This is a genomic window from Micromonospora alfalfae (assembly GCF_022230925.1).
GTDB classification, from domain to species: Bacteria; Actinomycetota; Actinomycetes; order Mycobacteriales; family Micromonosporaceae; genus Micromonospora; species Micromonospora alfalfae.
Map to the genome: position 1 here is coordinate 42,009 of NZ_JAKKFH010000003.1, position 12,446 is coordinate 54,454.

General features: G+C 68.5%; 9 protein-coding genes. 5 read left to right on the top strand and 4 right to left on the bottom strand.

Annotated features, from left to right (window positions below):
* Window positions 1-33: 33 nt before the first annotated feature.
* Together MED01_RS02035 and MED01_RS02040 are read right to left on the bottom strand one after the other, a co-directional pair.
* On the bottom strand, window positions 34-1,272 hold the full coding sequence (locus MED01_RS02035; protein ID WP_238666841.1) for a sugar ABC transporter substrate-binding protein: 1,239 nt from the start codon (window positions 1,270-1,272) through the stop codon (window positions 34-36).
* An 8-nt stretch (window positions 1,273-1,280) separates the two neighbouring features.
* The gene (locus MED01_RS02040) at window positions 1,281-1,457 is read right to left on the bottom strand and encodes a hypothetical protein (RefSeq protein WP_238666842.1); all 177 of its coding nucleotides are present in this window, start codon (window positions 1,455-1,457) and stop codon (window positions 1,281-1,283) included.
* Window positions 1,458-1,570: 113 nt separating this feature from the next.
* On the opposite strand from MED01_RS02040, the gene MED01_RS02045 reads away from it, so the two are divergent.
* Window positions 1,571-3,406, top strand: coding sequence for an RICIN domain-containing protein (locus tag MED01_RS02045; RefSeq protein WP_238666843.1), 1,836 nt, complete (start codon window positions 1,571-1,573; stop codon window positions 3,404-3,406).
* Between the two features lie 257 nt (window positions 3,407-3,663).
* Window positions 3,664-5,169, top strand: coding sequence for an arabinofuranosidase catalytic domain-containing protein (locus MED01_RS02050; protein ID WP_238666844.1), 1,506 nt, complete (start codon window positions 3,664-3,666; stop codon window positions 5,167-5,169).
* A gap of 76 nt (window positions 5,170-5,245) precedes the next feature.
* On the opposite strand, the gene MED01_RS02055 is transcribed toward MED01_RS02050, so the two are convergent.
* A complete protein-coding gene (locus tag MED01_RS02055; protein ID WP_238666845.1) occupies window positions 5,246-6,595 on the bottom strand; it encodes an extracellular catalytic domain type 1 short-chain-length polyhydroxyalkanoate depolymerase in 1,350 nt (449 codons plus the stop codon).
* 251 nt (window positions 6,596-6,846) lie between these two features.
* Here MED01_RS02055 and MED01_RS02060 point away from each other — a divergent pair, with 251 nt between their 5' ends.
* The 3 genes from MED01_RS02060 (at window position 6,847) to MED01_RS02070 (ending at window position 11,599) form a co-directional block, all read left to right on the top strand.
* Window positions 6,847-7,854, top strand: coding sequence for a PaaX family transcriptional regulator (locus MED01_RS02060; RefSeq protein ID WP_238666846.1), 1,008 nt, complete (start codon window positions 6,847-6,849; stop codon window positions 7,852-7,854).
* 456 nt (window positions 7,855-8,310) lie between these two features.
* The gene (locus MED01_RS02065; RefSeq protein WP_238666870.1) at window positions 8,311-9,768 is read left to right on the top strand and encodes an endo-1,4-beta-xylanase; all 1,458 of its coding nucleotides are present in this window, start codon (window positions 8,311-8,313) and stop codon (window positions 9,766-9,768) included.
* A gap of 433 nt (window positions 9,769-10,201) precedes the next feature.
* The gene (locus tag MED01_RS02070; protein WP_238666847.1) at window positions 10,202-11,599 is read left to right on the top strand and encodes an RICIN domain-containing protein; all 1,398 of its coding nucleotides are present in this window, start codon (window positions 10,202-10,204) and stop codon (window positions 11,597-11,599) included.
* A gap of 72 nt (window positions 11,600-11,671) precedes the next feature.
* On the opposite strand, the gene MED01_RS02075 is transcribed toward MED01_RS02070, so the two are convergent.
* Window positions 11,672-12,442, bottom strand: coding sequence for a FadR/GntR family transcriptional regulator (locus MED01_RS02075; RefSeq protein ID WP_238666848.1), 771 nt, complete (start codon window positions 12,440-12,442; stop codon window positions 11,672-11,674).
* Between the last annotated feature and the right edge of the window lie 4 nt (window positions 12,443-12,446).

A 12,446-nucleotide genomic window follows, 5' to 3' on the forward strand; every position in this document is an offset into this window, starting at 1 on the left:
TGTCGTGGAGGGCATGGTGTCGGGTCGGATCGCTTACCTGGTGGTGGCGGCGGTCTGCGCGGCGGCCAGTGCCTCCTGTGGCGACTTCCCGCCGCTGAGGGCCGACTGCACCGCTGTCCACAGCGCTTCGGAGATCTTCGGGTACTTCGTGCCGAGGTCGTCACCGGTGCGGCCCTTGGCTGCCCGGACCGCCTCCACCCAGACCTTGAGCTTGGGGTCCGCGGTGGCCTGTCGCTCCTGCACGGCGGCGACGGGTGCGACGTAGGAGAGCGTGGTGTCAGTGGTGAGGAGGTTGTCGGCGTTTGTCAGGCAGGTGACGAGCTTCTGCGACGTCTCGTACCGGCCGGTCTTCTTCTGCACCGGAATGGAGACGAACTCACCGCCGGTGGGCGCCGGGGCGGGGCCGCCCGCACTGGCCGGGATCGCGATCGTGCCGTACGAGAAGCCCAGCTTCTCCGCGTTGGCCAGCTGCCAGGTGCCGTTCTCGGCGAACGCGTAGTCGCCGGTGGCGAACTCCTGCCAACTCGTGGTCTGGGTGTTGTTGATGACGGAGTTCGGGGCGTGGCCCTGCTTGAGCCAGTCGGTCCAGAGCGTCAGCGCGGACACCGCCTGCGGCGAGTCCAGGCTCGTCAGTTGGGCACCCGATCCCCAGAACCAGGGCAGGAACTGGAAGCTGCCTTCCTCGGTGCCGATCGCGGAGAAGGTGATGCCCTTCTTCCCCTTGGCCTTGACCTTTGTCAGTGCCGCGGTCAGTGCGGTCCAGTCCTTGACGGCGGCGGGATCGACGCCGGCGGCGGTGAGCAGATCCTTGTTGTAGTAGAGGGCGAGGGTGTTCGCCCCGATCGGCACCCCGTAGGTCTTGCCGCCGCTCTGGCCGGCGCCGAGCAGGTTCTTCTCCATGGCCGAGACGTCCAGCTTGTTGTCGTCGGTGGTGGTGAGCGCACCGGCCTCGGCCAGAGTTGAGATGACCGGGTTGTCCACGATCAGCACGTCCGGTGAGTTTCCCTGCTGGGCCGCGAGCAGCGCCTTGTTGGTCAGGTCGGTGGTGTCGTAGCCGGTCCGCTCGACCGTCACCCCCGCTGAGGTGCCGCACTTCTTCAGCAGCGCGACCCACTCGGAGTCGTCGGCGAACTGCGGGTACGGGTCCCAGACGAGGTAGGCGCCACCGTCAGCGCCACTGTCGGCGGACGACGAGCAGGCGCTGCCTGTCACTGCGGCGAGTGCTATCACGGCGACGGCGGCCAGGCGCCGCCGACGACTGAGTCCGGTCATGTGTGGCCTCACTTCACATCGATCATCAGGGGTCGTGCGGATGTGATCGTCGCGGGCCGGACCAGTCCGGCCAGTATGCGAATCGATTCGACGAATCGGTTCGCCCGAAGATAGGTCTGGCCATACCCGGGGGTCAAGGGCTGGTCGGCCGCGTCAAGAGGAAAGCTGGGCAACACGGTCTTCATCCGGCCGTCACTTCATTGACATCGTTCAGTCCCCGGTCCTACGATCCGTGCGAATCGATTCGCAAGCGCTGCCCTCCGGAGAGCGTCCCCCGCGCCCCACCAAGGAGCCGCCCGTGAAAACCCCGTCCCGCAGCAGGCCAGGACGAGCCCGCGTGCTCGTGGCCCGACTCGTCGTCGGCCTGCTCGCCGCCGCTGCCGCCGTCACCGTCGTCTCGTCCCCCGCCCAGGCCGCCGACGAGTCGATCAGCGTCAACTTCGCCACCACCAACGGAGCGCCGACCTACCGCGCCTCCGGCTGGATCTACGGCATGACCGAGAACGCCAGCGGTCCGGCCGACCACTTCTACCGGGACGTCAAGTTCCAGTACATGCGCGCCGGCGGCGCGCAGCTCCCGGGCAGTGGCTGGGTCGGTGGCACCTACGACCGTCGCTGGAACTCCACAGTCGCCCAGGCACGTCGCACCACAGCCCTCGGCGGCAAGTTCATCATCCTGCCGCACGACCTCTGGGGTGCCGACGGCGCCGGAATCTCCCGCTTCCCCGGCGACAACGGCAACTGGACCGACTACGACAACTTCCTGACCCGCCTGATCAACGACGTCCGGGCGTCCGGCCTGTCGGTGCAGTGGGACATCTGGAACGAACCCAACATCACCATCTTCTGGAACCGGCCGATCTCCCAGTACCTGGAGTTGTGGCGCCGGACCTACCAGCGCATCCGGGCGGAGTTCCCCAGCCAGCTCATCGTCGGGCCGAGCTGCGCCTGCGTGCCGTCGACCAACCACGCCTTCTGGAACCAGTACCTGGACTTCGTCCGCTCGACGAACACGGTGCCGGACATCATCAGCTGGCACTCGCTGCCCGGTGACCCGGTGGCGAACGTTGCCGCCGCCAACGCCACCCTCGACCCGCGCGGCATCGCCCACCCACGCCCGTACCAGATCAACGAGTACGGCGCGCCCGACGAGCAGAACCCGGCCGACGGCGCCTGGTACATCGCGCGCCTGGAGCGGGCCCGCGCCGACGGCCTGCGGGCGAACTGGGCCAGCGGCGGCAGCCTGCACAATGACCTCGGCAACCTGTTGATCCGTAACTCGGCCGGCCAGCACCAGCCCAAGGGGGAGTGGTGGAACTACCGCTTCTACGCCTCCCAGGTCGGGGAGATCGTCGCGGTGACCCCCAGCCAGTCGTACGACGCGTACGCCACGAAGACGGCCGGGGTGGCGAAGGTGCTGGTCGGCGGTGGTCGTACCACCGGGAACCTGACCGTCAACCTGCAACGCCTGGACACCACCAGCGGCATCGTGCAGAACAACCAGGTCAGGGTCCTCACCCAACGCATCCCGCACAACGGTGGCGGTGCCGTGGCCGGGCCGGTCACTGTCTCGAACAGCGTGGTCGGGGTGTCCAACAACAACGCCACAGTGACAGTGCCGTACACCAACCAGACCGACACGTACACTGTCACGCTGCTGCCCCCCTCGGACGGTGGCTTCCAGTCGGTGGCGGTGGCCCAGCACTCCCAGCAGTGCCTGAACAACCCCGGCCTGAGCACCACCGACGGCAACGTCCAGCAGCAGAACTACTGCGACGGTGGTGACCAGCAGTTCTGGAACTTCCGCCCGGTCGCCGGCGTGGCCAACACGTACACGGTGGTCAACCAGCAGAGCGGCAAGTGCCTCGACGTCAGCGGAGTGTCCACCGCCGACGGCGCGGCAGTGCACCAGTGGACCTGCCTGAACAGCCTCAATCAGCAGTTCACGCTGCGGAAGGTGACCTACTCGGGCAACGACTCGCACGACTATCAACTGGTCGCCCGGCACAGTGGCAAGTGCGTCGACGTCAACGCGGTCTCCACGGCGGCCGGCGCGCTGGTTCACCAGTGGACCTGCAAGGCGGTCAACCAGGGCAGCCCGTTGAACCAGACGTGGCGGCTCCTGGGGCGGTAGGCGTCCCTGGGGAGGTGGTGTGCTGGCCGTCTACCCAACGGCCAGCGCGCCACCCCGTCACCGCATTCATTGACATGAATTAAACAAAGGTCATACGATTCGCTGCGAATCGATTCGCCATCACCACCACCCCCCTGGCGCGTCGACACCCCCACCGCGCTTCCACGACTCCGAGGAGCCACCTCGTGCGAACCCCGTCCCCCACCGGGCCAGGAAAAGCCCGTGAACTCATCCCGAGACGTCATCGCGCCCGACGTTTGACAGCCCTGGCGGCCGCCCTGGTCGGCGTTGTCGTCGGCCTCGGCGCCACCCCCGGTGCCTCGTCGCCGTTCGCCGGATCGGCCGCGATGGCGGCCGCCATCACGCCGGGGCAGAGCACCACCATCGTCGGTACGCCGTCTGGCCGCTGCATCGAGGTGCCCAACTCCAGCACCACCAACGGCACCCAGACGCAACTCTGGGACTGCAACGGCGCCGCCGGCCAGACCTGGACGTGGACGTCGGCGAAGCAACTCCAGGTGTACGGCAACAAGTGCCTGGACGCGAGCGGCCGCGGCACCACCAACGGCACCCAGGCAATCATCTGGGACTGCAACGGCCAGAACAACCAGCAGTGGAACGTCAACAGCAACGGCACCATCACCGGCGTGCAGTCCGGGCTCTGCCTGGACGCCAACGGCGCGGCCACCGCGAACGGCACCAAGCTGATCCTCTGGGCCTGCAACGGCGGTGCCAACCAGCAGTGGGCCTCGCCGACCACCACCCCGCCGACGGACCCGCCGACGGACCCGCCGACCGGCGCGCGCCCCTGCGACATCTACGCCTCGGGCGGCACTCCCTGCATCGCGGCGCACAGCACCACGCGGGCGCTCTACGAGGCGTACGCCGGCAACCTTTACCAGGTCCGGCGCTCGTCGGACAACACGACCCGCAACATCGGGCTCACGGGCACGGGCGGCACCGCCAACGCGGCGACGCAGGATTCGTTCTGCACCGGCACGACCTGCGTGATCACCGTCGTCTTCGACCAGTCCGGGCGCGGCAACGACCTCTGGTACCAGGGGTCGAGCGTGGTCCCGGGGTCACCGCAGAGCCGGCCGGCGACCGCGACGACGGAGTCTCTGACGGTGGGCGGCTCCAAGGCGTACTCGCTCTACATCAACCCCGGCAACAGCTACTGGCGGGACGGGCACCTGACCGGTGTACCGACCGGCGCCGCGCCGGAGGGCATGTACATGGTGACCAGCGGCACCCACGTCAACAGCGGCTGCTGCTTCGACTACGGCAACAGCGAGACGACCAGGAAGGCCGACGCCGCCGGTGCGATGGACGCCATCAACTTCGGCAAGCAGTGCTGGTTCGGCGGCTGCTCCGGCACCGGCCCCTGGGTGCAGGCGGACCTGGAGTGGGGCCTGTTCCCCGGCGGGAGCAGCTCCTGGAACCCGAACCAGCGTGCGTTCACCAGCAAGTTCGTGACCGCGACGCTGAAGAACAACGGCACGTCCCGCTTCGCGATCAAGGGCAGCAACGCCCAGTCCGGCAGCCTCTACACGCTCTATGACGGCTCGCTTCCGCCGGGATACAGCCCGATGAAGAAGCAGGGCGCGATCATCCTGGGCAGTGGCGGTGACTGCTGCAAGCCCGACGGCGGCGCGAACCTCAGCGCCGGCACCTTCTACGAGGGGGCCATGGTCGCCGGTTATCCGTCCGACGCCACCGAGAACGCCGTGCAGGCCAGCGTGATAGCCGCCGGCTACCGCTGACCCCGGGCAACGCACGAACCGTGCGCCGGTCACCACTGTCGTGGTGACCGGCGCACGCTCGTGGACGGGACTGGCCTCAGGCGACGGTGCAGGACGCGCCGTTGAGGGTGAACGAGGACGGTCGGGCGTTGTTACCGGTGTGGGTGGCCTGGAAGCCGAAGCTCACCGACCCGTTGGCAGGGATGCCGCCGTTGTAGGCGACGTTGCGGGCCGTCACCTGCCCTGAATTGGGCGAGTAGGTGGCGTTCCAGCCCGAGGTGATGGTCTGCCCACCCGGCAGGGTGAAGACCACGGACCAGCCGTTGACGGCGCTGGTGCCGGTGTTCGTGACGGTGATGTTCTCGGTCAGCCCGGTGTTCCAGGCGTTGACGTCGACAGTCACCCGGCAGGTGCCGGAAGCTGGCGGCGGCGTGGTCGGCGGCGGCGTGGTCGGGGGAGGTGTGGTCGGCGGCGGTGTCGTGGGTGGCGGTGTCGTGGGTGGCGGCGTCGTGGGGTCGGTCAGTCCGAAGAACGCGATGGCGGACGCGGCCATGCCGCCGGAGGGCAGACTGTGTCCGGCCCCCTGGATGCTGTACGCCTCGACCTGGACGGTGCCGCCGCTGTCGGCGTACCGACGCCGGTTCCAGTTGGCCTGCGGCGTGTCGGTGGAGGTGGGTGTCTGACTCAGCCCGAACACGTTGGTCCACTGCTCGATCGTCTCCTGCAACAGCGAGTACGGCACGAGCGTGTCGCTGGTGCCGTGCCACAGCTGCACCCGCGGCCGGGGCCCGGAGTAGCCGGGGTACGCCTGACGGACCGCGTCACCCCACTGCTGCGGGGTCCGGTTCATGTTCCCGCCGGTGCACTGGCTGCTGCCGGGCGGGTAGTCCGCCGCGTTGGCGAAGCAGTTGTACGGCACTCCCATGAACGCGGCGCCGGCCTTGAACACGTCGGGGTAGAGGGCGAGCATGTGGTTGGTCATCATGCCGCCGGACGAGCTGCCGGTGGCGTAGACCCGGTCCGGGTTGGCCGCGTACTGCTGCTGCACGTACCGGATCATGCTGATGATCGACACCGGGTCGCTGCCCCCACCTCGCCGCTTGGCGGCGTCCGACCAGGTGTCGAAGCAGTTGCCGAAGCCGGCCTGCTGGGTGGCGGACGGGTAGATCACGATGTACCCGTAGCGGTCGGCGAGGCTGGCGAACTCGCTCCCGGAGTAGAAGCCGGGGCCGGACCCGCCGCAGCCGTGCATGGCCACCACGACCGCCGGCCGGGCCGGGCGGTTGTCCGGCACGTAGACGTGCATGCGCATCCGGCCGGGGTTGTCACCGAAGCTGGTCACCTCGGTCAGTGACGCCGCGTACGCGGGCCCGACAGTTGGGGCCACCAGGCCGGCCGCCACCAGTGACGCGGCCAGGGCGAACAGCAGTTTCCTTCTGATTCTCAACGGACGACTCCTTCGATTGGCTGTGCAGGCGGGATTGGCCGTGCGATCGGGTCGCGGGTCTGCCCGACTCCCGCGGTGATCGCACGCTGCCCGCTACCTGTGGCTCGCCCAGCCCGGCTTCGGATGGCATCGCGTGGCAATTAGTGTTCCCCTCGGGCCAACAAGTGTCAATCGAGGGCTCTCTATTTATGACGAGTCGCGGAGGTCCGTCTAGAGTCGTCATACCGTCCCCCGAGGAGCACGGAGCGTCTGTGGCAAGCCTCTTCGACATCGACGAGATCTATCCGGACGACGGAGACCACCCACTCCGGCTGCCCCGCCGGCAGGTCGGCAACTCGCCCCAGGGTGTCGCGGTGACCCTGTTGGCGGACTACACGCTGCGGACCCGGGTCGCCCTCCCGTCCGCCGCCATCGTCGCGTTGCTCGGGGAGACCGGCGTGACGACGGCCGGAGCGCGGACGGCGATCAGTCGGTTGGCCCGCCGTGGCGTGTTGGAGGGCAGCCGACTGGGACGGCGCAGCTCCTACCGGCTCAGCCGTGCCGCCGCCGCCAACCTCTCCGCCGGCGGGCACTGGATTCTCGCCTCCACCACCTCGACGGCGAGGTGGGACGGGTGTTGGACGATCGTCGCCTTCTCGCTGCCGCAGGATCGCAGTACGCAGCGTCGGGCCCTGCGGGCGCAACTCCGGTGGCTCGGTTACGCACCGCTGTACGACGGACTGTGGATCTCCCCGCAGGAGCTGACTCCCGCAGCTCGGGCCCAGCTCGACCGGCTCACCCTCGGCGCCGTGACCGTGTTTCGCGGGCGGCAGACCGCGCTCGCCTCGACCATTCACCGTGCGCCGATCGAGGCCTGGGACATCGAGGCGATCAGCCGGAGCTATGACGCGTTCCTCCGGCGGTGGACGCCTCTGTTGCCCGCCGTGGTGTCCGGGCAGGTCGCCGGCGCCGCTGCGGTGCGGGCCCGTACCGAGGTGATGGACACCTTCCGGCGTTTCCCCGTCCTCGATCCGCAGTTGCCTGTGGAACTCCTCCCACGGGACTGGCTCAGGCAGCCGGCGCGGGAGTTGTTCGAGGCCGTCTACGACGGTCTCGCCGCACCCGCCGAGCGACACGTCCGGGCGGTCGTCGAGCGGTTCGTCGACGCCTCGCAGCCCGGCATCGCGGCCCACACCACCGCCGACCTGGTCGCCGGAATGCGCGCCGACGCCGGCTCGGCGCAAACGTCTCCGAGTGGCCCGGCCGCCGGGAGTTCGTGAACCGCGAACAGTGGTGGCCGGCGACTGTGAGCGATAACAGGGTTGCCGTCCGGCGTGCTCCGAGCGGCCCGGTGCTACGACCCGTCAGCTGACCCCACCGTGGCTGAGCACTGTTGCCCTGGGCCTTTGGTACCGGGTGAAACGTGGCGTTCCGGGAGATCGGCGTGAACGGCCCGTTACGTCTTGACGAACGGCATGTTATCGCTCACTCTCGATATAGAGGACGATCGCTGTCGTGGCTCACCGGGCGAGCCGCACGGGTCGTTACCTCCGATCACGACGTCCGCAAGGGCATGCGGACGTCACCTCGGGACCCGGCAGGTGCCGGCGACAGCCCTCTCGGACTGTGCGTGCTGATGCCGGGCGGCCAGGATGACCGCCCCGATCGGTCGCCCCGAGTGAAGTGGCACATCACCACCACCGATGCAACCACTGAAAAGGAACGCCATGAAATCCATGAGAACGATGCTGGCTGCGGCGTCAATCGCCGTCGCCCTCACCACCGGCATGACGGTGGCGATGACCCCCGCATCCGGTGCCGGCACGACCCTGAAGGCGGCCGCCGCCGAGAAGGGCCGCTACTTCGGCGCGGCCGTCGCCGTCGGCAAGCTGTCCACCAGCGCCTACACGACCATCCTGAACCGTGAGTTCAACAGTGTGGTGCCCGAGAACGAGATGAAGTGGAGCTCCACCGAGCCGCAGCAGGGCACCTTCACCTACTCGAGCGGCGACCGCCTGGTCAGCCACGCGCAGGCCAACGGCATGAGCGTGCGGGGTCACACGTTGTTGTGGCACGCGCAGCAGCCGGGTTGGGCGCAGGGCATGTCGGGCAGTGCGTTGCGCAACGCGGCGATCAACCATGTCACGCAGGTGGCGACGCACTTCCGGGGCAAGATCTATGCCTGGGACGTGGTGAACGAGGCGTTCGCCGATGGTGGTGGTGGTGGGCGTCGTGATTCCAACCTGCAGCGCACCGGTAACGACTGGATCGAGGCGGCGTTCCGGGCGGCGCGGGCGGCGGATCCGGGTGCGAAGTTGTGTTACAACGACTACAACACCGACGGGATCAACGCGAAGTCGACGGGCATCTACAACATGGTGCGGGACTTCAAGTCCCGTGGCGTGCCGATCGACTGCGTGGGCTTCCAGTCGCACCTGGGCACCTCACTGGCCGGTGACTACCAGGCCAACCTGCAGCGGTTCGCCGACCTCGGCGTGGACGTGCAGATCACCGAGCTGGACGTGATGACCGGCGGCAACCAGGCCAACATCTACGGCGCCGTCACCCGCGCCTGCCTGGCCGTCTCGCGCTGCACCGGCATCACCACCTGGGGCGTGCGCGACTGCGACTCGTGGCGTGGTTCGGACAACGCGCTGCTGTTCGACTGCAACGGCAACAAGAAGGCCGCGTACACCGCCGTCCTGGACGCCCTCAACGGCGGCTCGACCCCGCCCACCACGCCCCCGCCGGGTTCCGGGGTGGACACCAGCGCCTGGTACGTGTTGTTGAACCGCAACAGCGGCAAGGCACTGGACGTCTACGCCTCGGCCACCACCGACGGGGCGCGAATCAGCCAGTGGACGCGCAACAACGGCGTCAACCAGCAGTGGCAGTTCGTGGACTCGGGGAGTGGCTACTACCGGGTCAAGTCCCGCAACTCCAGCAAGGTGCTCGACGTCAGCGGCTTCTCCACCGCCGACGGCGGCGCGATCGTGCAGTGGTCCGACCTCAACGGCACGAACCAGCAGTTCCGACTCGCGAATTCGGCCGACGGCTACGTGCGCCTGATCAACCGCAACAGCAACAAGGCCGTCGAGGTGCAGGGCGCATCCACCGCCGACGGTGGAAACGTCGTCCAGTACGCCGACTGGGGCGGCAACAACCAGCAGTGGCAACTGGTCCGGATCGGCTGACGACCGTCGCCATCGACCAGGGGGAGCGGGAACTGCCGGCCGCTCGGGATCCGGCCGGCGCCCGCCCAGGCGAGGTGTGACCAGTGGCGGCCCGCCCCATCCGGGGCGGGCCGCCGTGACCGCCAGGTTGCCCCTCGACGCGATCGCGCGGATCGATACCAATCGTTTGACGTATGACGTCTTACCCGCTAATTTTCACCCCGCGGACCACCCGGTCACCGGGAGCCAGGACGTCGCATCGCCTGGGATCGGCGCGGCCTGCCACGAAGGCCGGATCGTGGCGTCGCCATCGCCATCGACGTACGCCGTTGACGGCGGGTTGCCCGCACAACACCCCCAGACGTGCTGACGCCACCACCACGACGCCGGCACGCACGCCAGGGCACGCGCGGGCGCTCTCGCTCGTGGGTGACCCCGATCGAAGGAGTGGACCATGAAAGCCCTCGGTGAGGCTCGTCCCGCCTCTCGACAAAGATCTCGCAGGCGGTCAGGGTTGGCTGCGGCGGCGGCCGCGGTCATGGCAGCCGGCACACTCGTCGCGGTCAACGCGGCACCCGCGGCGGCAGCAACCGTCGACACCAACGCCTCCTACGTGTTGGTGAATCGCAACAGTGGCAAGGCGTTGGACCTGTACGCGTCGGCTACCAACGACGGGGCGCGGATCAGTCAGTGGACGCGTAACAACGGCGCGAACCAGCAGTGGCAGTTCGTGGACTCCGGGGGTGGCTACTACCGGATCAAGTCGCGCCACTCGGGCAAGGTGCTCGACGTCAGCGGCTTCTCCACCGCTGACGGTGGTGCGATAGTGCAGTGGGCCGATCTCAACGGAACGAACCAGCAGTTCCGGCTGGCGGACTCCGACGGTGGTTACGTTCGGCTGATCAACCGCAACAGCAACAAGGCCGTCGAGGTGCAGGGCGCGTCCACCGCCGACGGTGGCAACGTCGTGCAGTACGCCGACTGGAACGGCACCAACCAGCAGTGGCAGCTCGTCCGCATCGACGGCGGGACCGACCCCACGACGCCACCCCCGTCGGGTGGCAGCGGGTGCGGCAAGGCGCCGGCGCTGGCCAGCGGCACGCACACGATCCAGAGCAACGGCAAGAGCCGGACCTTCATCCTGCGGGTGCCCGCCAACTACAACAACAGCAACCCCTACCGGCTGATCTTCGCCTTCCACTGGCGGGGCGGCACCATGCAGGAGATCTCCTCCGGCGGCACCAGCGGGACCGCGTGGTCCTACTACGGGCAGCAGGAGCAGTCGAACAACAGCGCGATCCTGGTGGCGCCCCAGGGATTCGGCAACGGCTGGGGCAACTCCGGCGGTGAGGACATCACCTTCGTCGATGACATGATCAGCCGGATCGAGAGCAGCCTCTGCGTCAACCCGAGGCAGCGGTTCGCGCTCGGCTTCAGCTGGGGTGGCGGCATGAGCTACGCCGTCGCCTGTGCGCGAGCCAACGTCTTCCGGGCCGTCGCTGTCATCTCCGGCGCGCAGATCAGCGGGTGCAGCGGCGGTACGCAGCCGATCGCGTACTTCGGGCTGCACGGCATCACGGACAACGTCCTGAACATCTCCCAGGGCAGGGCGCTGCGGGACACCTTCGTCCGCAACAACGGTTGCACCGCGCAGAGCCCGCGCGAGCCGGCCGGCGGCAGTCGCACCCACATCACGACCACCTACTCGGGTTGCCGGGCTGGTTACCCGGTGCAGTGGGCCGCGTACGACAACGGCCACATGCCCGGCCCGGTGGACGGCACCTACGCCGAGAGCGGCATCACCACCTGGACCAAGGGTGAGATCTGGAGGTTCTTCGCCCAGTTCTCGTGACCCTTGGCAACCACGGTTGGCGGCGCCTGTTCCCGTACCTCGGGGGCGGGCGCCGTCCGTTTCCCGAGACGGTCAGCGTTCGAGACGGACCGGGCTCCCCGAGCCACTGCGACGGACCAGCCAGGCCTCGGTGATGTGGGTGAACATCGCCTCGGCGGCGCCGTTGGGGTCGTGGGCCGCGATGCGTTCGTAGATGCGTCGGTGCCCCTGGTTGGACGCCACGCACAACGCCCGTTCGGTCCGGCCCATGTATCGCGCGGTGTTGATGACCTGGCTCTCCAGCGCGCGTACGACGCCGCGGGCGATGCGGTTCCCGGATGTCTGCATGATCGTGTCGTGGAAGGCCCGGTCATGGTCGTGGTAGGTGACGTGGTCGTCGACGAGTTCGTCCATCCGGTCCACCATGGCCCGCAGTCGGTCGACGGTCTCGCTGTCGGCGAGGCGGGCCGCGACGTTCGCCATGTCGGACTCCAGCACCCGCCGGGTGACGACCAGGTCGTCGAGGATGGCGAGGCTGTCGTCCACCGCGATGGTGGCCGCGAGGACCAGTTCGTCGAGCATGTCCCAGTGAGCCGGCGGGGTGACCATGGTGCCGGCGCCCTGACGGACCTGCACCAGGCCCTTCTCCTGAAGGATCTTCACTGCTTCCCGGACGACGGTCCGGCTCACGCCGAAGGTCTCGCAGAGGATCGGCTCGGGGGGTAGAGACGTCCCGGACGGGTGTACGCCGCGGACGATGCGCTCCACCAGTTCGGCGGTGACCGCCCTGGCGAGGTTGGTCGGCCGACGCACCCACGCCGGGGTCGCCGGGCTGTTCAGGGCTGTCTCCTGCGGTGGCGTCATGTCC

What these genes read in the sequence shown, in the direction of transcription:
- MED01_RS02065 (WP_238666870.1), top strand. Translation starts at nt 8,311, where the DNA reads ATGAGAACGATGCTGGCTGCGGCGTCAATCGCCGTCGCCCTCACCACC.
- MED01_RS02075 (WP_238666848.1), bottom strand. Translation starts at nt 12,442, where the DNA reads ATGACGCCACCGCAGGAGACAGCCCTGAACAGCCCGGCGACCCCGGCG.
- MED01_RS02035 (WP_238666841.1), bottom strand. Translation starts at nt 1,272, where the DNA reads ATGACCGGACTCAGTCGTCGGCGGCGCCTGGCCGCCGTCGCCGTGATA.
- MED01_RS02040 (WP_238666842.1), bottom strand. Translation starts at nt 1,457, where the DNA reads ATGAAGACCGTGTTGCCCAGCTTTCCTCTTGACGCGGCCGACCAGCCC.
- MED01_RS02070 (WP_238666847.1), top strand. Translation starts at nt 10,202, where the DNA reads ATGAAAGCCCTCGGTGAGGCTCGTCCCGCCTCTCGACAAAGATCTCGC.